Origin of the sequence: Brevundimonas sp. PWP3-1b1 (genome assembly GCF_049896065.1) — a bacterium.
GTDB classification, from domain to species: domain Bacteria; phylum Pseudomonadota; class Alphaproteobacteria; order Caulobacterales; family Caulobacteraceae; genus Brevundimonas; species Brevundimonas intermedia_B.
The window spans coordinates 104482-126509 of record NZ_JAFCTO010000002.1 but is presented as its reverse complement, the minus strand read 5'-3'; the positions used below and the strand labels follow the sequence as shown (position 1 = coordinate 126509).

The following is a 22028-nucleotide window of genomic DNA, read 5'->3' as shown; positions in this document are numbered from 1 at the left end:
GCGAAGTTCCATAGCCGAAGACGAATTTTCACATAGGTTTCGGTGGGTTACAGCGAAGCTGGCCCTGCGTTCGTGTGCGAAATCGTACGTATCGGCCGCGCATTACCGGCTAAGTGCTTGATGTGGCTGATGCGACGTGGGGTCGCATCAGCTTACATTGTGGCGCGCACCTCGGAGCGCAGGGCGTCGATGGATTTCAGGCCCTGGTCCGTCTTGAAACGCCAGTAGGTCCAGCCGTTGCAGGCGGGGGCGTTCTCCAACAGGGCGCCCAGCTTGTGGATCGAGCCGCTGAGCGAACCGGACACCAGCGAACCGTCGGCGCGGACGCGGGCCTCGCGCTCGCCCTTGGGGCAGTACAGACGATCGCCGGCGTTCAGCAGGCCGGCCTCGACCAGGGCGCCGAACGGCACCTTGGGCTCGGCGCGCTTGGAGCCGGTGACGATCAGGTCTTCGGGGCGGGCGGGGATGACCGAGGCGATGCGGGTCTCGGCGACGTCGGCATAGGTGTCGTCACGCTCGATGCCGATATAGTGGCGGCCCAGGCGTTTGGCGGCGGCGCCGGTGGTGCCGGTGCCAAAGAAGGGGTCCAGGATCACGTCGCCGGGGCGGGTCGCCGACAGCAGGACGCGGTGCAGCAGGGCCTCGGGCTTTTGCGTCGGATGGGCCTTCTTGCCGTCGGCGTCCTTGATCCGCTCTTCGCCCGTGCAAAGGGCGAAGGTCCAGTCGGACCGCATCTGGGTGTCTTCGTTGAAGGCCTTCATCGCATCATAGTTGAAGGTGTAGCGCTTCTGATCGCGGCTCTTGGCGGCCCAGATCAGGGTTTCGTGGGCATTGGTGAACCGGGTGCCCTTGAAGTTTGGCATCGGGTTGGACTTGCGCCAGATGATGTCGTTCAGCACCCAGAAGCCCAGGTCTTGGATCGCCGAACCGAGGCGGAAGACGTTGTGGTAGCTGCCGATCACCCAGATCGAACCCTCGGGCTTCAGCACGCGGCGGCATTCCGCCAGCCAAGCGCGGGTGAAGGCGTCGTAGGCGGCGAAACTGTCGAACTTGTCCCAGTCGTCATCCACGGCATCGACCTTGGAATTGTCGGGACGCAGCAGGTCGCCGCCCAGCTGCAGATTATAGGGGGGGTCGGCGAAGACCATGTCCACCGAGGCGTCGGGCAGGCTCTTGAGCACCTCGATGCAGTCGCCACGGTGAATGACGTCAGTCTTCAGATCGGACATGGAAACGCGGCCCCGGAACAATGAGACCGCCATGGTGAATCCTTGTGGTTAAGGTCGGGTAACCGGCGCGAGGAGATCGCGCCGGTTCCGTTTTCTAGGCCAGCATGCGCACCTTGGGCTCGCGATCCCACTGGCGGGTGCGGGCGGGGGCGAGGAAGGCCTCGGCGTCCTTGGACAGATCGATGACGCCCGCGTCCGGCTCGACCCCAGCCTTGTCCAGCAGAGGTTGAGCCTCGGGGGTATGCCCGATGGCCTTGAGGTGGCCGAAGGCGTCCTTGGCGAAATCGACCGCGGCGCCTTCCTTCAGCAACTGGACGCAACCGTCCTCGGACAGGACGATGGCGACGGCGTCGAACAGGACAGAAGGGCTGCCGGCCAGCTGACCGTCGGCGACCAGGGTCTTGCCGCCCTTGAGCTTGGCGCCGCCGATCTTGGGCGCGACGATGAAGACCGAACCGCCGTCGCCCTCGACCGTCGCACGAACGGCGTCGATGACCGCGCCGTCCGAGCCGTCGGCGACCAGGATGGCGACCTTTCGGCCCTTCAGCGTGTCGGGATATTTGCCGACGATGCGCAGGGCAGGCGAGGCGTCCAGATCGATGGGGGCGACGGCCGGTTCCGACGCCTTGGGCAGGGGCAGGTTCAGGCCGTCGGCGACGCGCTGGGCCAGCGTCTCGTCGACATTCTGCAGATTGGCAAGAACGCGCTCGCGGACGTGGGCCAGAGACACCTTGGACAGTTCAAACACGATGGCGCTAGCCAGGTGAGCCTGTTCGATCTCGGTCTGGGAGCGGAAGAACAGCCGCGCCTGGCTGTAGTGGTCGGCGAAGGTTTCGGCGCGCAGCCGGACCTTTTCGCCCTCGACCGGAACGGGCGCGGTGCGGAAGCCGCCCTTGGGATCTTCGCGCGGGCCGCCGTCCTCGCCCGCCTCGGCCAGGCTGTTGGGTTCATAATTGGCGCGGCCCTTGGGCACGGCCATCTGCATATGGCCGTCGCGCTGGAAGTTCTGGAAGGGGCAGCCCTTGGCCTGGTTGATCGGGATCTGGTGGAAGTTCACTGTGCCCAGGCGCGACAACTGGGTGTCCTGGTAGGAGAACAGCCGGCCCTGCAGTAGCGGGTCTTCGGAAAAGTCGATGCCGGGCACGATGTTGGTCGGCAGGAAGGCGACCTGTTCCGTCTCGGCGAAGAAGTTGTCGGGGTTACGGTTCAGGACCATGCGGCCGATCACGCGGATCGGGTGATCCTCTTCCGGCACCAGTTTGGTGGCGTCGAGGATGTCGAAGGGCAGGGCGTCGGCCTGTTCCTGGGTGAACAGTTGCACGCCGAACTCCCATTCGGGGAAGTCGCCCTGGTCGATGGCTTCATACAGGTCGCGGCGGTGATAGTCGGGATCGGCGCCGGCGATCTTGACCGCCTCGTCCCAGCAGGTGGATTGCGTGCCCAGCTTTGGCCGCCAGTGGAACTTGACCAGGGTCGCCTCGCCGTCCGCGTTCAGCAGGCGGAAGGTGTTGACGCCGAAGCCTTCCATCATGCGCAGGCTGCGCGGGATGGCCCGGTCCGACATGGCCCACATGATCATATGGGTGCTCTCGGGCATCAGGCCGATGAAGTCCCAGAAAGTGTCGTGGGCGCTGGCCGCTTGGGGGTAGCCCTTGTCCGCTTCCATCTTCACCGAATGGATCAGGTCCGGGAACTTGATCGCGTCCTGGATGAAGAAGACGGGGATGTTGTTGCCGACCAGATCCCAGTTGCCCTCGGTCGTGTAGAATTTGACGGCAAAGCCGCGCACGTCGCGCGGGGTGTCCACAGAGCCCGCGCCGCCGGCGACGGTCGAGAACCGGGTGAACAGCTCGGTCTTCTTGCCGACCTCGGTCAGGATCTTGGCGGTGGTGACGTCCGACAGGCTGTCGGTCAGTTCGAAGAAGCCGTGCGCGGCCGAGCCACGGGCGTGGACGATCCGCTCGGGGATACGCTCGTGGTCGAAATGCTGGATCTTCTCGCGAAGGATGAAGTCCTCCAGCAGGGTCGAGCCGCGCGGGCCGGCCTTGAGCGAGTTCTGATTGTCGCTGATCGGCACGCCGTGATTGGTCGTGGTGCGAGTATCAGGCGTGGCGGCGGTCTGGTGAAGTTCGCCGGCATTGCCGAGCGTGGACGCACCGGCGGGGGTGGGGGTCTTGGCCATCTGGAAACCTTGGGGCGGCGGCGTCGACAGGGGTGCGGCGCGCGTTACGAGGACAACGCGACGCGGGTGCGATGGTTCTGTGCGGCATCGCGCACAGGCGGCGGGGTGATCGCCCTCAGAAAAGTTCGCTCCGTATGCGGCGCGCCCTTCGCATGCGGCGAGGCGGAGTCTATGACGCGACGATGATCGCACGCCTTCGCCCCGTTCCGTTCGACCTCGGTCCCGTCCATTTCGTCGGCATAGGCGGCATCGGCATGAGCGGCATCGCCGAGATCATGCTGAAGATCGGCTATTCGGTTCAGGGCTCGGACGCCAAGGCCAGCGCCAACACCGAACGCCTGGAGCAGCTCGGCGCCCGAATCTTCATCGGGCATGACGCCGCCCATGTGGGCGAGGGCGTTTCGGCGGTGGTCTATTCGACGGCGGTCAAGGCCGAGAACCCCGAGATGAAGACGGCGCGCGAGCGTCGCATCCCGCTGGTTCGCCGGGCCGAGATGCTGGCGGAGCTGATGCGGTTGCAGTTTTCCATCGCGGTCGGCGGCACCCACGGCAAGACGACGACGACCTCGATGGTCGCGGCCCTGCTGGACGCGGCCGGGCTGGATCCCACCGTGGTCAACGGCGGCATCATCAACGCCTATGGCACCAACGCCAAGGTCGGCGACGGCGATTGGATCGTGGTCGAGGCGGACGAGAGCGACGGCAGCTTCCTGCGCTTGAAATCGACGGCGGCCATCGTGACCAACATCGATCCCGAGCATCTGGATCACTACGGCGACTTCGACGGGGTGCGGAAGGCCTTCATCGATTTCGTCGAAAACATCCCCTTCTACGGTTTCGCCGCCGTCTGTCTGGATCATCCCGAGGTGCAGCGACTGGTCGCCGCCATCGATAACCGGCGACTGGTCACCTACGGCGTCAATCCTCAGGCCATGGTTCGGGCCGAGAATATCGACATGGGCGCGGACGGATGCCGGTTCGACGTGGTGTTCAAGGGCGCGGGAGCGGATGCCGACGAGACGCGGATCGACGGCCTGTATCTGCCCATGGCGGGGGGGCACAACATCGCCAACGCCCTGGCCGCCATCGCCGTGGCGCGCGAGCTGAACGTGGCCGACGAGGCGATCAGGACCGGCCTGGCCGGCTTCGGCGGGGTCAAGCGCCGCTTCACCACCACCGGCGTGGTCGGGGGCGTGCGGATCGTGGACGATTACGGCCACCACCCGGTCGAGATCGCCGCCGTGCTGAAGGCCGCGCGCCAGGTGGTGCAGAACGCCGAGGGCGACGGCCGTGTCATCGCCGTTGTCCAGCCGCACCGCTACACCCGCCTGCGCGACCTGATGGAAGAGTTCTCGACCTGTTTCTCGGACGCCGACGCGGTGATCGTGGCCGATGTCTATGCGGCAGGCGAGGCGCCGCTGGACGGGGTGGACAAGCATGCGCTGGTGGACGGCGTCCGGCGTTTCGGCCACCGCTCGGTGCAGGCGCTGGAGGGCGTCGAGGCTCTGCCCGGCGTGATCGCGGGCGAAGCCAAGGCGGGCGATCTGGTCGTGCTGCTGGGCGCAGGCGACATCACGTCCTGGGCCTATGCCCTGCCGGGGCAGTTGGAGGCGCTGTCGTGATCGACTTGCCCGAGGTTCGCGGCAAGCTGCTGCGTAACGAGCCGCTGGCGCCCTTCACCTGGTTCCGGGTGGGCGGAAACGCCGAGGCCTTGTTCATCCCGGCGGATGCCGACGATCTCTCTGATTTTCTGAAGGCGCTGGACCCGGCTGTGCCCGTGACCGTGTTGGGCGTCGGCTCCAACGTCATCGTGCGTGATGGCGGGGTCGAGGGGGTGGTGATCCGCCTGGCCGGCCGTCCGTGGGCGCAGATCACGACGGACGGCGATACGATCACGGCCGGTGCGGGCGCGCTGGATTCCATGGTCGCCAAGGCCTCGGCCAAGGCGGGGATCGCCGGGCTGGAATTCTATGCCGGCATTCCCGGAACCATCGGCGGCGCCCTGACCATGAACGCCGGCTGCTATGGTTCGGAAACCAAGGACGTGCTGGTTTCGGCCTGGGGGCTGAACCTAAAGGGTGAGCGGGTCGATTACGCCCTGGCCGACTTCGGCTATACCTATCGCCATAGCCAAGCGCCGGCCGACATCCTGTGGGTCGAGGCCACCTATCGCGGCGCGCCAGACGCACCCGAGGCCGTCGCCGCCCGCATCAACGAAATCACCAGCCGTCGCGAGACCACCCAACCGATCCGGGAGAAGACCGGTGGCTCGACCTTCAAGAACCCGCCTGGCCATTCGTCGTGGAAGCTGGTCGATGAGGCCGGCTGGCGCGGCAAGCTGCACGCCGAAACGGGCGGAGGCGCGATGTTCAGCGATCTGCACTCCAACTTCATGATCAACCCCGGCGAGGCCACCGCCGCCGACATCGAAGGCCTGGGCGAGGCGGTGCGCGCCGATGTGCTGGCCAAGACCGGCGTTCAGCTGGAGTGGGAGATCAAGCGGATCGGCCGGCGCTGATCTGTAGTTGCGCGGGGCGGGCGCGCGCGTTACGGGGAAATTTCTCGGGGGAGAAATCAGATGAAGCGTATCGCAGCCGTCGTGGGTCTTGTGGCCTTGGTCGCAGAACCGGCCCAGGCTCAACTCGTGACTAGGGCGGCGGTCGGGCCTGCCGTTCCGGATGTCGAGAACCGTATCGACCTGACGCGGTCCAGCGCCGGCTATACCTATTTCAACCGCGCCGGCGCCGATCTGGCTCAGCATGATGCGGCGGTGAGCGCTTGCATGGTCGAGGCCTCGCGCATGCGTCAGCCCGACGATAATGGCGCGGCGGGGGCTGCGGCGGCCGGCGGATTGCTGGGCGCGCTGGTCGTCGGCGTCATGCAGGGCGCGATGAACGGCATGCATGAACGCAGAGGCGTCGCGGCCAATGTCGAGAACTGTATGGTGGTAGACGGCTGGCGCGTCGTTCGCCTGGACGAGACGGAAGGCAAGGCTCTGGACGCGCTGGAGCAGCCGGAGCTTCACGCCGCCTTGGCCGAACATGTCGGCGCCACGCAGCCGAAGGGCGAGATCGTCCGCGTGTATAATAACGACGCCGTACGTGGCGGGACGGTGCTGATTGGACGGTCGGGCGACCTGGACAAGGTGTCCCTCAGCCTGCAAGCCCAGCCTCCGGAAGGCGCGACGCCGCCGACCGGTCGAAAGGGGCCGCAGGCGCCGCGCACCGCTCGCCCGCCGCGCGCTCTCAAGGCCGAAGAGGTCGCGGTGACGGCTGGAGACGCTCTGATCACCGTGCGCCTGACCGGCACGGCCGAACAAGGCGGTCGGACGCTGTTCTTCACGCGCCAGGGGCCCGCGCCCGACGTCCAGCCCTGGGAGCAGGACGGTCGTCCTGCGCTGTTCGCCGTCGCCTTGCCGACGCGCGGCGCTGTGCGCGGCGATCGCACGCGGGCCGTGACCCAAACCTTCTCCGTGCCGCCCGGTCGCTGGCGGCTGAGCGCGGTCAATGTCGGCCAGTACATCACCCATTTCTGCCTGGGGAACTCAGGGTTCGAGGTTCGCGACGGCGAGGCGGTCTATACCGGAGCGTTCGATCTGTCAGGCGAGCAGTTGCGACCGGACATGACTGTTCGCGACGATCTGCTGGCGCCGGCATCGCCGGCCGCAGTGGCGGGTGTGCGCCATCGTGCGGCGCAATGGTCCTATGGCGACAAGGAACAGTGCCAGGGCGCGTATCTTTACGCTTTGGACCTGACGCCTCAAACCGAGAAGGCCATCGAGGCGGCTGCGCCTGAAGTCACGGGTACGGACACGCCGGTCGTCGTGGTGGAAACGACAGCCTCATCAACACTTCAGTGATGTCTTGAGGGTTTGGTTGACGGGCTGTTAACGACCTGCGCGGCATCCAGACGGTTCTGGAGCCGCCCATGACCCGCCCCTTCGCATCTCTTCATGTCGCCGTCCTGATGGGCGGGCTTTCCGCAGAGCGGGAGGTTTCGCTGTCTTCGGGCGAGCAGTGCGCGCAGGCGCTGGAGCGGCAGGGCGTGCGCGTCAGCCGTGTGGACGCCGGGCGCGACCTGGCCAATGTCCTGGCCGGCCTGATCAAGCCCGATGTGGTGCTGAACTGCCTGCACGGCGCCTGGGGTGAGGACGGCTGCGTCCAGGGCGTGCTGGAGACGCTGAAGATCCCCTATACGCATTCGGGTGTGCTGGCCTCGGCCCTGGCGATGGACAAGGAGAAGTCCAAGGCAGTGCTGCGCGCGGCGGGTATCAATGTGCCGGGCGGCGGCCTTTATGACCGCCACGAGGTCGCCAGCCGACACGTCATCGCTCCGCCCTACATCATCAAGCCGAACGCCGAAGGCTCGTCCGTTGGAGTCTTCCTGGTGCCCGAAGGGGCCAACGGTCCGCAGGCCGAGGTCGGCTATCCGGAATGGACCTATGGCGAGCAGGTCGTGGTCGAGCCCTATATTCCGGGCAAGGAGTTGTGCGTCACGGTGCTGGGCGAACCGGCCGGGCCGCGCGCCCTGACCGTCACCGACATCACCCCAACCAAGGGCTTCTACGACTACGAGGCCAAATATGCGCCGGGCGGTTCGGTGCATGTCCTGCCCGCCGTCCTGCCGGCCGCTGTGTTCGAAAAGGCCCTGCGTCAGGCCGAGGCCGCGCACGTCGCCATGGGATGCCGCGGCGTGTCCCGATCCGACTTCCGTTATGATGATGTTAAGGACGATCTGGTCCTGTTGGAGGTCAACACTCAGCCCGGCATGACCCCGACTTCGCTCGCGCCCGAGCAGGCGGCCCATACCGGAATGAGCTACGATGATCTGGTTCGTTGGATGGTGGAGGACGCCTCATGCCCGCGGTAGTTCGCGGCGGTCGGCGACAGAGTTCTAATCAGGCTCCCCAACGCGGCGCGGCTCCCAAAGGGGGAGGGCGGTCGCGTGGCGGGGCCAAGAACGCGTCCGCCATTCCCGGCAAGATGGCCGCCATCGGCCGTGTCGACATTTCACCCCGCACCGCCGTGATCGCCCTGGGCGCCGGCGCGCTGCTGCTGGTCGGCGTTCTGGCGACTGGCGCCCGCGCCGAACGGATCGGCGCCTCGGTCTCGCATGGGGTCGATAATCTGACGGCCGGCATGGGGCTGACGCTGAAGCGGGTGCATATCACCGGCGCCTCGCCCGAGGCCGAACCGGCGATCCAGCAGGCCCTGGGTCTGTATTCCGGCCAACCGATCACCAGCCTGGATCTGGACGCCATTCGCACGCGGGTTCAGGGCGTGGGATGGGTCAAGGAGGCGCGCGTGGTGCGCCTGTTGCCCGATACCCTGATCGTCGAGGTCAAGGAACACGACCGTCTCGCCGTCTGGCAGGAAGCCGGTCAGATCAAGGTCATCGATGCGCGCGGCCAGGTCATCGACGGGGCCGATGCGCGCCGCTACCCGACCCTGCCGCTGGTCGTGGGCAAGGGCGCCGATGTGGCGGCGGGCGAGATCCTGCCGCTCTTGGCCCAGCGTCCCCGCCTGATGGGGATGGTGGACGCCCTGGTGCGTGTGGACGAGCGCCGTTGGGACCTGCGTCTGAAGGACGGCAGCCTGATCCAGCTGCCCGCCACCGAACAGGAGGCGGCCCTGATCCGCCTCGATGCGCTGGACCAGCGCGAACGCCTGCTCGACCTGGGCTTCGCCCGTGTCGATCTCAGAACCCCGGACGAGGTCGCGGTGCGACCCACCGGCGACGCCTAGGAACGCCAAGATCATGACCAAGCAACGCGGAGCGGCGAACGATCAGGGTCGGGGCATGGATCCTCGCGCCGGTCGCGCGCCCGTGATCGCGGCGTTGGACATCGGCCAGTCCAAGGTCTCGTGCTTCATCATGAAGCCTGACGGCGTGCGCCACGCCGACCGCACCATTCGCGTCGCCGGCGCCAGCCATGTCCAGTCCAAGGGCGTGAAGGGCGGGGCCATCATCAACATGGACGAGGCCGCCCAGGCCATCGGCCACGCCGTCGAACGCGCCGAGCGCGCGGCCCAGAGCCCCGTCTCCGGCGTCGTCGTCACCACCGCTATCGGCCAGATGGCCAGCCATCGGGTGCAGGCCCGTGTCTCCCTGGGCGCCAATCCGGTCGGTGATGCCGACCTGGCGCGCGCCATCGGCATGGCCCTGGCCCAAATCCGCCTGCCCAACCGTCGGCCGATCCACGTCCTGCCCATCGCCTGGTCGGTGGACGGGGCGCGCGGCGTGCATGATCCGCGTTCGATGCGTGGCGGGTCGCTGGGGCTGGACCTGCTGGTCGTCTCCATGGCCGAGAACGTCTTTACGACCCTGAGCCATTGCCTGGAGCTGGCGCACCTGGACCTCCAGGGCGTGGCCGCCGCGCCCGTCGTCTCGTCCCTGGCTGCGCTGGAAGAGGACGAGATGGACCTGGGCGCCGTCTGCATCGACATGGGCGGCGGCTCGACCAGCGCCGCCGTGTGGGGCGGCCGGTCCCTGCTGCATATCGAAAGCCTGAACGTCGGCGGCGACCATGTCACGTCCGACATCGCGCGAGGTCTGTCTACGTCCAAGGCGGGCGCCGAGCGGCTGAAGACCCTGCACGGCTCAGCCATGGCCAGCGCCAACGAGGACCGCGAAATGCTGGAGGCCCCGCCGCGTGGCGAGGACGCCTCGGCCGGCCCGGTCATCGTCCCGCGCGCCATGCTGAAGACCGTCATCGCCCCGCGCGTCGAGGAAACCCTCGAACTGCTGCGCGACCGGCTGAAAAACGCAGGCGTAGGCCTGGAGCCCGGCGCGGGCCTGGTCCTGACCGGCGGCGCCAGCCAGTTGAACGGCGTGCGCGAACTGGCGGTGCGCGTCTTCGACCGCCCCGTCCGCCTCGGAAAACCCCAACGCGCGCCACATTTGGCCGACGCCGCCTCCGGCCCCGCCTTCTGCGCCACGGCCGGGGTGTTGCTCCGCGCCGCCTACGGCCCGCGCGAGGCAGTATCGGCCCGCAAGCTGATGGCGCGCCAGATCACGGCGGCGGATGCTCCGCGCATACACCGCGGCAATGTGGTAGGGCGCCTGGCGGGTTGGCTACGCGACAACCTCTGACGCCAAGTCACTACTTACGTCGTCCGACCAAATACTTTTGATAAGCGCGCATCTGGCCGCAAATGTTCTTAAAATGCGTAGATTTGACCCGCTAAGGGGCTGGTATGTGACTTTGGTGTTGCCGATCTGTGACATTACGTCGCCGTATTAGGCGGGATTGCGGCGAAAAGGTTGCCTGCTGCCTCATTTACGTTACGAACGTGCAATGAAGCGGACTCGTCGTCCGTTCGAAATTCAATCGCTTCGTGGGGCAATTATCTTGATGGCGTTCAAACGAAATTATCTACTCGGATCGACGGTGCTGGCCGGTGTGCTCGCAATCGCCGCGCCTAGCTTCGCTCAACAGGCGACGCAATCGACCGGCGAAGGCGCGACCGAAGTCGGCGAGATCGTCGTTACTGGCTCGCGTATCCGTCGCCCGGATCTCGTTTCGCCTGCGCCGCTTTCGGTGGTGACGTCGGAAACGATCGACGAGAAGGGTTTCGCCAACCTGGCGGACGCCATCAACGAACAGCCGGTCACCGGCGTGCCGATCAGCCCTGATGGCGATCAGGCAGGTTTCGGCGTCGGCCGCAGCTTCATCAACTTGTTCAACCTGGGTTCCAACCGCACGCTGGTCCTGGTGAACGGCCGTCGCTTCGTCGGCGCAAACGTTGCTTCGATCTTCTCCGGCGCCGGCGCCGGCGGCCAGGTCGATATTTCGTCGATCCCGACCGCTCTGGTGAACCGCATTGAGACCATTCAGGCGACAGGCGGCGCGATCTATGGTTCGGACGCTGTCGCAGGCGTGGTGAACGTCATCACGAACACAGAATACGAAGGCGTTGAGTTCAACGTCGAATACGGTCTTTCCGAACGCAATGACGCGCAGCAAATCCGTACGCGGATCACAGCTGGCGACAAGTTCTTCGACGACCGTTTGAGCCTTTCGGGCAGCTATGAGTATGCAGAAACCGATTCGCTCGTATATACGGATCGTGACCGTACTGCTCTTCAGATCTTCAGCGCTCTCAATCCCGCGAACACGAGTGCAACTGACGGCATTCCGGCTCAAATCTACTACTACAATCGTCGTATCCCAGAAATCACTCAAGGTGGGTTGGCGTTCCGTACTGCCGGTATCGGCCTCGCAAACCTGTTGACCATCGCCAATCCGAATGGCGCCGGACGCGTGGCAGCACAGTTCGCTCCAGACGGTTCGCTGGTGCCCTATAATTCGGGCACCTTCTACCAAGCGTCGATTGCGTCGGGCGGCGAGGGCCTCAACCTAGCCGAGCTCACCTCGTTGCAGGCCCCGGTGAAGCGGCATAATGCCACGGTGTTCGGCCAGTTGAACATTACTGACAATGTTCGCCTGAATGCAGAAGTCTTCTACAATCACACGTCCGCTAGCGAAGACTTCAACCAACCGATCTACAACTCAGGCCTGTTTGGCGGCATCTCCGGCGCCTTGCAGATGTCGACCGCTAACCCGTTCCTGCCCGCAGCGACGCGTGCTGCGATCTTGTCACAGCCGACCCCTCTCCCGGCAGACGCGGCCAATCCGGGTGAGCGCTTGTTCTTCCTGCAGCGGGCTTCGACGGACCTAGTCGATCCGAATAGCCTTACGGAGTCCGACACCGGTCGGATCGTTCTGGATCTCAACGGTGATTTCGAAACCTTCGGACGTCGTTTCAACTGGAACACAGCAGTCAACTACGGCCAGAACGATGGCTTCTTCCAACAGGACAACATCGTTCAAGCGAACTTCCTGCAAGCGATCAATGTCAATCGCAGCGCCACCGGCGCGATCCAATGCGCTGACGCGACCGCTCGTGCTGCGGGTTGCCAGCCGCTGAACCTGTTTGGCCAAGGCGCACGTAGCGAAGCCGCAATGGATTATATCGGCACCACGTTCCGCCAGGATTACTCGATCAAGCAAACTTCGTATGAAGCCAACTTCGGCGGTGAAGTGATCGAACTGCCTGCGGGTTGGGCGGCGTTCAACGTCGGCTATGAATACCGTAAGGAAGAATCTGACTTCCAGCCGAACGAAGCTTCGCGCCTGGGTATCGGCCGCTCGGCCGCCATCGCTCCGCTGAACGGCGAGTTTAACACCAGCGAGTGGTACGCCGAAGTGGCCGTGCCGATCGTCGGCGGCGACTTCACCCTGCCGTTCATTCGTGCCCTGGACTTCGACGGTTCGTACCGCAAGGTCGATCATTCGGAATCCGGACAAGACGAGTCCTGGTCGCTGGGTGCGCGGTGGCGTGTCAACGCGGACCTCACTTTCCGCGGCAGCAAGAGCCGGTCGTTCCGTTCGCCGGCCATCACCGAGCTGTTCTCGCCGTCTTCAAGCATCTTCACCACGGCCACCGATCCCTGCGATCTTCGCAACATCGACAGCGGTCCAAACCCGACCGCCCGTCGTGCAAACTGTGAAGCTGCCTTTGAGGCCCTAGGTCTTCCGCGCAACTTCCAGCTGACGTCAAACATTCAAGCCGCGACGCAACGCGGCACGACGTCGGGCAACCCGGATCTGCAAAACGAGATCGCGGAACAGGAAACCTATGGCTTGATCTATCAGCCTAGCTTCGTTCCTGGCCTGACCTTCTCGTTCGACTACGTGAAGATCGATCTGACGGCGGCTATCTCCAACTTTACCCTGACCTCGATCATGCAGGTCTGCTACGATCTGCCTACCCCGGATCAGGCGGCCTGTAGCCGCTTCCAGCGTGGACGCGCAGGCTTCGAAATCGGTGGAACGAGCCTTGCCGGCCAGGTTCTGGGCACTGATATCGCTCCGAACGGTGTGGGTCCGCAAACCGGCTTCATCAACGCCGGCTACCAGAACTTCGAAGGCTTCACGGTTGGTGCTCAATACGGCTTCGACCTGGACGATCTGACGTATTGGACCAACATGGGCCGCGTCGATTTCAACTTCAGCCTGTTCCAGGTCGAGAAGCAGGAATCTTCGGCTACCGGCCTCGGCTTCGATCTGTCGAACACGCGCAACACCCTGGGCAACTCGGATGTTCGCTGGAAGCTCGACACCGCCTACCGCAACGGTGGCTTCGCCGCTCTGCTGACGACGCGCTACACGGGCGAATATGTCCGCAGCAACACGGCGACGATCGAGAACTTCGCGCCGCTGACGCTGGGCGACCAATATCTGCATGACCTGTCGCTGGCCTACACTTGGGAAAACAGCTTCGGTCTGGGTGCTCGTGATCTGACGGCGCGACTGCAAGTTCGCAACCTTCTGGACAGCGAGCCGCCCGAGTACGTGACGGGCGTTGGCGTGTACGACCTGATCGGTCGCTACTACCAAGTCGGCCTGACTGCCCGCTTCTGATTGAGAGCGTAAGTTAAGAGAAAGGGCGGCTCGAAAGGGCCGCCCTTTTTCTTTGGAGCGTGGAAAATTGCGGCCAAGCTTATGGGTTTGTGCTGGTCTTTCACCCGACTCACATTATCGCCCTAACCTTCTCTTAACCTTCATGGGTGCAATCCTTAACGCGCTCATAACCAAAGCGATTCGGCGGGGGCGATCGGTTGGTTTGAAGGGGCGGGTCAGCAGGTCGGAAAACAGAAATGTCGCTCTCATTGGTCAAGCCGCAACACACTGAACTGAAGCCCCGCATCGTCGTGTTCGGCGTCGGCGGCGCCGGCGGCAACGCCGTGAACAATATGATCGACGCCGGCCTCGAAGGGGTCGAGTTCGTCGTGGCCAATACCGACGCGCAGCACCTCAGCTTCGCCAAGACGGATCGTCGCATCCAACTGGGCGAGACCATCACCCAGGGCCTGGGCGCCGGCGCCCACCCCGAAGTCGGCATGAACGCCGCCGAGGAATCCGCCGACGAAATCCATCAGCACCTTGAAGGTGCGCACATGGTCTTCATCACCTGCGGCATGGGCGGCGGCACCGGCACCGGTGCGGCCCCCGTCATCGCCAAATGCGCGCGCGATCGCGGCATCCTGACCGTCGGCGTCGTGACCAAGCCCTTCACCTTCGAAGGCCGTCACCGTATGCGCCTGGCCGATGCGGGCGTCGCCGAGCTGCAGCGCTATGTCGACACCCTGATCGTCATTCCGAACCAGAACCTGTTCCGCGTCGCCAACGAACGCACCACCTTCGCCGACGCCTTCGGCATGGCCGACCAGGTGCTGCACTCGGGCGTGCGTTCGATCACCGACCTGATGATCCTGCCGGGCCTGATCAACCTGGACTTCGCCGATGTGCGCGCCGTCATGTCCGAGATGGGCAAGGCGATGATGGGCACGGGCGAGGCGTCGGGCGACGACCGCGCCCTGCTGGCCGCCCAGAACGCCATCGCCAACCCGCTGCTGGACGAGACCTCGCTGAAGGGCGCCAAGGCCGTCCTGGTGAACATCACCGGTGGTCTGGACATGACCCTGCTGGAAGTCGATGAGGCCGCCAACGCCATCAGCGCGGAAGTGGACGGCGACGCCAACATCATCTTCGGCGCGGCCTTCGATCCGGCCCTGGACGGCAAGATCCGCGTCTCGGTCGTCGCCACCGGCATGGACGAGGGCGAGATCAAGCGTATCGAACCCATCGCTCCGCCTGCCGCCAGCGCACCGCTGGCCGGTCATGACGCCCGCCGTTCGGCCGGCGGCCTGTATGGCACCCAGCCGTCGCGTGCGCCGGAACCGACACGGGATACGTATCGTGAGCCGGTCCGTGCGGAAGCCCCGCGTGCGCCCGAGCCCCGCATCGAGGCGGCGCCGGTCGTGCCGACCTTTCAGTCCCCTGCCGCTCGCGAGCCGGAACCGCGCCCCGAGCCGGTGATCCGCGTCGCCGAACAGCAGCCGCGCGCCCTGGATCCCATCGTCGATCCGTGGGTCGAGGAATATGAGACCCGCGCGCCTGCGCCGCGCGTCGCGCCGCAGGGCGACCTGTACGCTGAACGTGAACGCCCTGCGCCCGCGCAGCCCCAGGCTGACGACGGTTATGACGAGCGGGATCACCGCCGCAGCGGCTGGAGCCTGTTCGGGCGCGGCAAGCGCACCCAGCCGCACCCTGAATCCAGCTATGCATCGCAACCAACGCACACACGCGGTGCGGCGCAGCCGGTTCAGCAGCCGGAACCGGAGGCGGGACAGGCCGATGACGACCTGGAAATCCCATCCTTTCTCCGCCGTCTGGCCAACTAAACAACCCAAGTGACGATGGAACGCCCCGGAGCCCGGCTCCGGGGCGTTCTTCGTTTCAGGCGGTGTGCCAGAGCGAAACAATCCGAAACCGGACTTTGATTTCGTGGTTGCGGCGCCCCGGCTAAAAGACATGCAGGGCGCAATCCGCACGACGTGCGGCGCGCATAACGAAGAGCGAGTTTGAGTTTGTCGGTCAGGAACGACCATCACGAACACACCATCGTCGCACCGGCCATCATCGCCGGCGTCGGGGTGCACACCGGCCGTCGCGTGCGGCTGGCGGTTCGGCCTGCGCCCTCGGGCACGGGCATCGTCTTCGTTCGCACCGACATCACCGACCGCGACAACCGTATTCCTGTGTCGGGCGAGGCCGTGGTGGACGCCCGCCTGAATACGATGATCGAGAACGCCGCGGGCGTTCGTCTGTCGACCATCGAGCATCTGATGGCCGCCTTCGCTGCTCTGGGCGTGTCCAACGCCGTGGTCGAGGTGGATGGGCCCGAGCTGCCGATCCTGGACGGATCGGCGCTGGAGTTCGTGCAACTGCTGGACCGGGCGGGTTTCCGTCCGCAGCCGACGCCGCAACGCTATATCGAGATCCTGGAGACGGTCCACGTCACCGAGGGCGACAAGCACGCAGCCCTGCTGCCTTGCGACCGCTACGAGATGCGGTTCGAGATCGACTTCCCGTCGGCCGTGATCGGCAATCAGGTCATCGACTTCGTCGTGGACGAGCCGACGTTCCGCAAGGACATCATGGCCGCCCGCACCTTCGGCTTCGCCCATGAGGTCGAGGCCCTGCGTCAGGCGGGCCTGGCGCGCGGCGGCTCGCTGGAGAACGCCGTGGTTATCGACGGCGACGAAATCCTGAACCCCGGCGGTCTGCGCATGGAACGCGAGTTCGTGCGTCACAAGGCGCTGGATGCGATCGGCGACCTGTACGTGCTGGGCGCGCCGCTGCTGGGCCGTTACGAGGGCTATAAGGCGGGGCATGCGCTGAACAACCGTCTGGTGCGGGCGCTGCTGGCTGCGCCGCATGCGTGGCGCGAAGTGACGCGTGTGCCGGAGCTGGCGCGGGTGGGCTGAGGCCTGCGCTCTCCCTCCCCGGAACGGGGAGGGTGGTCGAGCCATAGGCGAGACCGGGTGGGGAGGGCCAGATGACGCCCCACAAACTTTTCTTTGATCAGGCAAGTGCGTCCCTGCCGGGCCGCCCCCACCCCGTCGCTGCGCGACGACCCTCCCCGGAACGGGGAGGGAGAGCCGTTTTGCGCTAAACCCCGATCACGCTGATCAACCGTCCGAAGTCCGGCTCGCCTTGCTGGAACGCGCGGCGGTTGGAGAAGAACCGCTCCGCGTCCGCGCAGGTGTCGTGGCCGGTCCAGACGGCCTGGCCGACGCCGGCTTGCTGTAGCCGCCACAGGACGAAGCCGGGCAGGTCGAACTGGCGTTTGTCGTCGGTCTCGCCGGGCTGGAAGAAGCGGTCGGCGCCGGGATCGTGGTGGGTGAAGCGATCCTCGAAATCGACGCCGACCTCATAGCTGGCGGGGGCGATGCACGGGCCGACCACGGCCAGGGTGCGGCGGGGATCGGCGCCCAGGGCCTGCATGGCGGCGACGGCGGAATGGACCACCCCGCCCAGGGCGCCCTTCCAGCCGGCGTGGACGGCGGCGACGATGCGGGTCTCGGGATCGGCCAACAGCACCGGCGCGCAGTCGGCCGTCAGGACCGAACACAGCAGACCAGGCTCGGCCGAGACGACGGCGTCGCCCTCGGGACGGTCGCCATGCCAGGGCGCTTCAGCGACGCGGGCGACGGCGGAATGGATCTGGTAGCAGCCGTTCAGATGGTCGGCGTCGGCGTTGAAATGGGCGGCGACGCGACGGCGGTTCTCGGCGACGGCGGCGGGATCGTCCTGTGAGCCGACCCCGGCGTTCAGACCGTCGTAGATGCCGGTCGATACCCCGCCCGCACGGGTGAAGAAGCCGTGGGCGATGCCGGCGGCGGTCAGAAGCGGGTGTGTGATGGGGGCCAGATCGCTCATGCCCCCACCTATATCAGGCGTCCCAGCCGGGCACGACCAGGGATCGGGGCGCAAAGATCGCGGCGGCCTTGAACAGGTTTCCCATCTGGTCGTCGTCGGTCAGGCGGTCGAGCTGGCGCGCGATGACGGCGGCGGCGGCAGGTCGGCTGGCCGTGAGGGCCTGAGCGCGGGCCTGGATGCCCAGCAGGCGCAGGAACTCGCCCTGGGGCAGGCAGCCGGTGACGTCGGCGCCGGTGCGGACCGCAGCCTCCATGACCAGGGGGAAGTCGGCCCATTGGGTCAGGTCGGCCTCGCCCGGCGTCGCCAAGGGATCGACCTTCTGGTGACGCCGGAGGGCCTGAAGGGTGTCGCCGGCCTCGGGCCGGGCGCGGCCGTAGTCGATCAGAAGGGCGGCGCCGGATGCGGCCTTCATCAGCAGGCCCAGGTCGCGGCCGAAGAGGGCCTGCTGCTCCGAGATTTCCAGGATGCCGCCCGGCGCGATGTCGAAGTCCGGCTTGTGGAAGCCGCCGGAGATGGCGGTGAGGCCGAAGATCAGGTCGCCGCCGTCGGTGACCCCGATGCGCCGCTCGGCCCAGCCGTTATCGGTGCGGACGAACTGGCGCGCGGGCATGCAGTCCAGCACCTCGTTGGCGATCAGGATAACGGGGGCGTCGGTCTCGATTCGGCTCAGGTCGCGCACCCAGCGCGGCGACAGGTCGGCGCCGGCCAGGGCCTTGGCCTGAAGATCGCGCAAGGGGGCGCTGGGTTCGATCAGGATCAGGTCGCAGGCCTCCAGGAAGCCGGGAACCAGGCGTGCGGCGCGCAGGGCGTCGCTCATCAATGTTCCGTCGCCTGGGCCGACCTCGACCAGGCGGAAGCGTTCGGGTGCGCCCAGGCGGTTCCAGGTCTCGACCGCCCACAGTCCGATCAGTTCGCCGAACATCTGACTGACCAGGGGGGCGGTGATGAAGTCGCCGCGTGCGCCCAGGTCAGGACGCGACGCATAGTAGCCGCCCTTGGGATCGTGCAGGCAGCGGGTGACGTAGTCGGCGACCGTCATCGGACCCGTCAGGGCGATCTCTCGCGCCAGACGGGTCTTGAGGGTTTGGGCCTCGCTCATGCCTCGGCGGCGACGGGCGGACGTTTCCACGCGCGCCAGATCAGCCATGCGCCGACCAGGATCATCGGGATCGACAGCATCATCCCCATGGTCAGGCCCAGCGGGAAGTCGGGCATGCCGAAGTCGGGCTCGCGCACATTCTCCAGCGCGGCGCGGCAGACGCCGTATCCGACCAGGAACAGGCCGGTGATGTAGCCCGGCTTCTTGAGCAGGCCGAACTTCCAGATGCCCAGGGACAGGACGGAGAGGAGAACGATCCCCTCCAGGCCGGCCTCATAGAGCTGGCTGGGGTGGCGGGGCGCGTCGCCGGCGGGGCAGAAGCCGTACATCTGTTCGATGCGGGCGTTGCAGAAGCGCACGGCCCAGGGGACGGTCGTCTCGCGGCCCCACAGCTCGCCATTGATGAAGTTGGCCAGGCGGCCGAACATCAGGCCGATCGGCACCACAGGAGCGACCATGTCGCCGAGGCGCAGCATGTCGATCTTCTGCGAGCGGGCATACAGGGCGATGGCCACGACCACGCCCAGGAAGCCGCCGTGGAAGCTCATGCCGCCGGTCCACAGCTGGAACAGTTCGAACCGTTCGCCCAGCGTCTGGCCGGTGAACAGCTGGCCGTACATGACCGGCTTGTAGAAGAGGGCGTAGCCGAGACGGCCGCCCAGGATGATGCCCAGCACGATCCACAGCACCAAGTCGTCCAACTGCGTCGTGGTGACCGGCGGCTTGCCCGGCGCCCACAGACGCTGGGTCTTGGCCAGGCGCGCGGCGTACCACCAGCCCAGGACGATGCCGGCGACATAGGCCAGGGCGTACCAGCGGATCGGAAGCGGTCCGAGGTGGATCAGAACCGGATCGAATTCGGGAAAGGGCAAGGGGCGTTCCTGTGAAGGGCAGTCTCTGAAAGGCGGTTTAGCAAGCGTCGCTGCGTCCGTCGCCTGTGAAGACGAATAACAACGCCTTGATGGCATCCGCGAAGCAGCAGAAAGAAAGGTTTCGTTCACCATAGTCGGTGAACCTTCGTTAATGACGTTGAGGTCGGAGCCGCCATGCAGACCCGCAATCCCATCCTGGACGAGTTCGCCAAACTGACGACCGGCGCCATGGGCCTGGCCCAGGCCGCAGGCGAAGAGGCCAAGACCGCCTGGCGCGCCCAGGCCGACCGGATCGCCGCCGAGATGGACCTGGTCCGCCGCGACGAATTCGATGTGCTGAAAGACGAGATCGCCGCCCTGCGGGCCGAGATCGCGGAGCTTAAGGCGGCCTCGAAACCGGCTGGCAAACCGGCTGCAAAGCCCGCCAGCAAGCCTTCTGAGGGAACGTCCACAGATGGAACTCAACCCGGGGACGCAGCCGGTTGAGCCGAATCTGCGAACAGGCTTACCGTTCTGTTAATGCCCGCGATTCTCGCGGACGCAGCTCGAATCGAGACTATTGATGGATATCGCCCGGCCAGAGGAAGTGGACGTGCCGTTCGACCCGCTTGAGGTCGTCGAGCATGTTCTTACGGCCGAGAATCTTCCGTTCGACCGCACCGATGACGGCGACCTGGCCTTTGCTCTGGCCGGTGACTGGAAGGATTATGAGCTGTGGTTCGCCTGGCGGCCCGAGGGTGATTGCCTTCAGTTGTGCTGCGCGCTGGACCTGAAGGTGGCCAAGAGCCGCAAGACCGCCGCCTATGAACTGGTTGGCCTGATCAACCAGCGCACCTGGATGGGCCATTTCGAAGTCTGGGCCGAGGACGGCGAGATCGTCTTCCGCCACTCGCTGGCCCTGCCGATGGGCGAGCGCCCGACCCTGGCCCAGGCTGCGTCCATGATCGACGCCGCCATCGAGGCCTCGGATCGCTACTACCCCGCCTTCGACTTCATGGTGCGCGGGAACAAGAAGCCGCAGGAGGCCATCGACGCCTGCCTGTTCGAGACCGTCGGCACCGCCTGATGCCAGGCGCGGCATCTGTGTCGGGTCCTGTCGTCCTAGTCGGCTGCGGTCGGCTGGGGTCCGCCATTCTGGAAGGCTGGCTGCTGACTGCGACGGTGGCGGCGTCCGACCTGATCATCCTCAGCCCGTCGGAAAAGCCCGCCGCAGAGACAGCGCGGGCTCAGGGTGCGCGTATCAATCCGCCGTTGGAGACGCTGACCGAGGCCGCCGTCATCGTGCTGGCGGTCAAGCCGGCCCTGTGGCGCGAGGTGATGGCCCCGCTGGCGCCGTTCCTGAACGATCGGGCCGTTATCCTGTCGGTGATGGCGGGCGTGACCGCGCCGACGCTGGCGGAAGGAATCGGGGGCTGGCCCATCGTGCGGGTGATGCCGACGACCGGCGTGTCGCGGGGACGCGGCGTGGCCTCGGTCTGGTCGGCGGATGTGCGGGCCGAGGACATTGGGTGCGCACTGTTCGAGCCGATGGCCGAGACCGTGGTTCTGGCCGGCGAGGCCCTGATGGATGCGGCGACGGCGGTGGCCGGATCGGGCGCGGCCTATTTCTACGCCTTCACCGAGGGCCTGGCGCGGGCCGGGGAGGCGGCGGGTCTGGATTCGGCGACGGCGGACGTGCTGGCGCGCGCCACCCTGAGATCCGCAGCGGATTCGATGGGCGACGATGGGTTGGAGGCCCTGATCGGCCGGATCGCCTCGCCCGGCGGCTCGACCCGCGCCGGGCTTGACGCCATGGCGAAGGACGGCCGTCTGACGGCGATGCTGGACGAGACGGTCGCGGCGGCGGTGAAACGCAACCGCGAAATGGGTTAGAAGCGCCCGCGCTCGATCTGATTGCCGAAGCGCTCGAAGGCGCGGTCGGCGTCGCGCCAGACGCTGTAGCCCCAGACATCGCGGATGTTGGGCGAGAAGTAGGAATATTGCACCGGCAGGGTCCGGCCGTCCGCCGTGACGATCTCGCCCTTGATCGCGGCGCCGCCGATCGAGATGCTGTTGATCGGGTCGAGGCCCGGCGTCTGGCGCACCTGCTCCATGGTCGGGCGGTTCGGCTTCAGGTCGGTCAGGATCAGATTGGCCGTGGCGCCGGGGTAGCGTTGTTCAAGCGCCTTGCCGACCTCGGCCTGAAGGCCGGCGATCTGTTCGTTGACCTCGCGGTCGCCAAGCTTCTCGACCTGACGCTGAAGTTCCGGGCCGACCGTGACGTTGACGGTCGGGGCTTGCGCCTGGGCCATGGCGGCGGCTGCGAGGGTCGCGGCCAGGGGTGCAAAGAAGGCAAGTCTACGCATCGAATTCATCT

18 protein-coding genes are annotated in these 22028 nt (G+C 66.1%); 12 read left to right on the top strand and 6 right to left on the bottom strand.

The window, feature by feature from the left end; translation table 11 throughout:
- Positions 1 to 152: 152 nt before the first annotated feature.
- Positions 153 to 1229: a site-specific DNA-methyltransferase gene (locus ACP69V_RS12405; RefSeq protein WP_426024707.1), complete on the bottom strand. Its 1077-nt coding sequence runs from the start codon at positions 1227 to 1229 to the stop codon at positions 153 to 155.
- Positions 1230 to 1323: 94 nt separating this feature from the next.
- Complete coding sequence (locus ACP69V_RS12400) at positions 1324 to 3411, bottom strand: catalase (protein WP_426024158.1); 2088 nt, start codon at positions 3409 to 3411, stop codon at positions 1324 to 1326.
- A 182-nt stretch (positions 3412 to 3593) separates the two neighbouring features.
- On the opposite strand from ACP69V_RS12400, the gene murC reads away from it, so the two are divergent.
- The 9 genes from murC (at position 3594) to lpxC (ending at position 16746) form a co-directional block, all read left to right on the top strand.
- Positions 3594 to 5033: a UDP-N-acetylmuramate--L-alanine ligase gene (murC, locus tag ACP69V_RS12395; protein WP_426024157.1), complete on the top strand. Its 1440-nt coding sequence runs from the start codon at positions 3594 to 3596 to the stop codon at positions 5031 to 5033.
- Positions 5030 to 5929: a UDP-N-acetylmuramate dehydrogenase gene (gene murB / locus ACP69V_RS12390; RefSeq protein WP_426024156.1), complete on the top strand. Its 900-nt coding sequence runs from the start codon at positions 5030 to 5032 to the stop codon at positions 5927 to 5929. The genes murC and murB overlap by 4 nt, the downstream gene beginning before the upstream one ends.
- Positions 5930 to 5989: 60 nt before the next feature.
- On the top strand, positions 5990 to 7270 hold the full coding sequence (locus ACP69V_RS12385; RefSeq protein WP_426024155.1) for a hypothetical protein: 1281 nt from the start codon (positions 5990 to 5992) through the stop codon (positions 7268 to 7270).
- 68 nt (positions 7271 to 7338) lie between these two features.
- Positions 7339 to 8280, top strand: a complete 942-nt coding sequence (locus tag ACP69V_RS12380) for a D-alanine--D-alanine ligase (RefSeq protein ID WP_426024154.1) — start codon at positions 7339 to 7341, stop codon at positions 8278 to 8280.
- Positions 8268 to 9155: a cell division protein FtsQ/DivIB gene (locus ACP69V_RS12375; protein WP_426024153.1), complete on the top strand. Its 888-nt coding sequence runs from the start codon at positions 8268 to 8270 to the stop codon at positions 9153 to 9155. Before ACP69V_RS12380 ends, ACP69V_RS12375 begins: the two co-directional genes overlap by 13 nt.
- 13 nt (positions 9156 to 9168) lie before the next feature.
- Complete coding sequence (gene ftsA, locus ACP69V_RS12370; protein ID WP_426024152.1) at positions 9169 to 10503, top strand: cell division protein FtsA; 1335 nt, start codon at positions 9169 to 9171, stop codon at positions 10501 to 10503.
- A 205-nt stretch (positions 10504 to 10708) separates the two neighbouring features.
- Complete coding sequence (locus tag ACP69V_RS12365) at positions 10709 to 13837, top strand: TonB-dependent receptor domain-containing protein (RefSeq protein ID WP_426024151.1); 3129 nt, start codon at positions 10709 to 10711, stop codon at positions 13835 to 13837.
- Between the two features lie 236 nt (positions 13838 to 14073).
- The gene (gene ftsZ, locus ACP69V_RS12360) at positions 14074 to 15660 is read left to right on the top strand and encodes a cell division protein FtsZ (protein WP_426024150.1); all 1587 of its coding nucleotides are present in this window, start codon (positions 14074 to 14076) and stop codon (positions 15658 to 15660) included.
- Between the two features lie 186 nt (positions 15661 to 15846).
- Positions 15847 to 16746 carry a UDP-3-O-acyl-N-acetylglucosamine deacetylase gene (lpxC, locus tag ACP69V_RS12355; RefSeq protein ID WP_426024706.1) on the top strand — a complete coding sequence of 300 codons (900 nt, stop codon included), beginning with the start codon at positions 15847 to 15849 and terminating at the stop codon, positions 16744 to 16746.
- A 184-nt stretch (positions 16747 to 16930) separates the two neighbouring features.
- Here the strand turns inward: lpxC and pgeF are convergent, their stop codons facing one another.
- The 3 genes from pgeF to lgt are packed head-to-tail and all read right to left on the bottom strand — an operon-like array spanning position 16931 to position 19672.
- Positions 16931 to 17701, bottom strand: a complete 771-nt coding sequence (gene pgeF / locus ACP69V_RS12350) for a peptidoglycan editing factor PgeF (protein ID WP_426024149.1) — start codon at positions 17699 to 17701, stop codon at positions 16931 to 16933.
- Between the two features lie 13 nt (positions 17702 to 17714).
- Positions 17715 to 18800, bottom strand: coding sequence for a class I SAM-dependent methyltransferase (locus ACP69V_RS12345; protein WP_426024148.1), 1086 nt, complete (start codon positions 18798 to 18800; stop codon positions 17715 to 17717).
- Positions 18797 to 19672: a prolipoprotein diacylglyceryl transferase gene (lgt, locus tag ACP69V_RS12340; RefSeq protein WP_426024147.1), complete on the bottom strand. Its 876-nt coding sequence runs from the start codon at positions 19670 to 19672 to the stop codon at positions 18797 to 18799. Before lgt ends, ACP69V_RS12345 begins: the two co-directional genes overlap by 4 nt.
- A gap of 174 nt (positions 19673 to 19846) precedes the next feature.
- On the opposite strand from lgt, the gene ACP69V_RS12335 reads away from it, so the two are divergent.
- The 3 genes from ACP69V_RS12335 to ACP69V_RS12325 all read left to right on the top strand — a co-directional run bounded on the left by ACP69V_RS12335 (position 19847) and on the right by ACP69V_RS12325 (position 21544).
- Positions 19847 to 20158, top strand: coding sequence for an accessory factor UbiK family protein (locus ACP69V_RS12335; protein WP_426024146.1), 312 nt, complete (start codon positions 19847 to 19849; stop codon positions 20156 to 20158).
- A gap of 76 nt (positions 20159 to 20234) precedes the next feature.
- Complete coding sequence (locus ACP69V_RS12330; protein ID WP_017504503.1) at positions 20235 to 20738, top strand: YbjN domain-containing protein; 504 nt, start codon at positions 20235 to 20237, stop codon at positions 20736 to 20738.
- 17 nt (positions 20739 to 20755) lie between these two features.
- Complete coding sequence (locus ACP69V_RS12325; RefSeq protein ID WP_426024145.1) at positions 20756 to 21544, top strand: pyrroline-5-carboxylate reductase family protein; 789 nt, start codon at positions 20756 to 20758, stop codon at positions 21542 to 21544.
- Here the strand turns inward: ACP69V_RS12325 and ACP69V_RS12320 are convergent.
- Positions 21541 to 22017: a hypothetical protein gene (locus tag ACP69V_RS12320; protein ID WP_426024144.1), complete on the bottom strand. Its 477-nt coding sequence runs from the start codon at positions 22015 to 22017 to the stop codon at positions 21541 to 21543. The genes ACP69V_RS12325 and ACP69V_RS12320 overlap by 4 nt on opposite strands.
- Between the last annotated feature and the right edge of the window lie 11 nt (positions 22018 to 22028).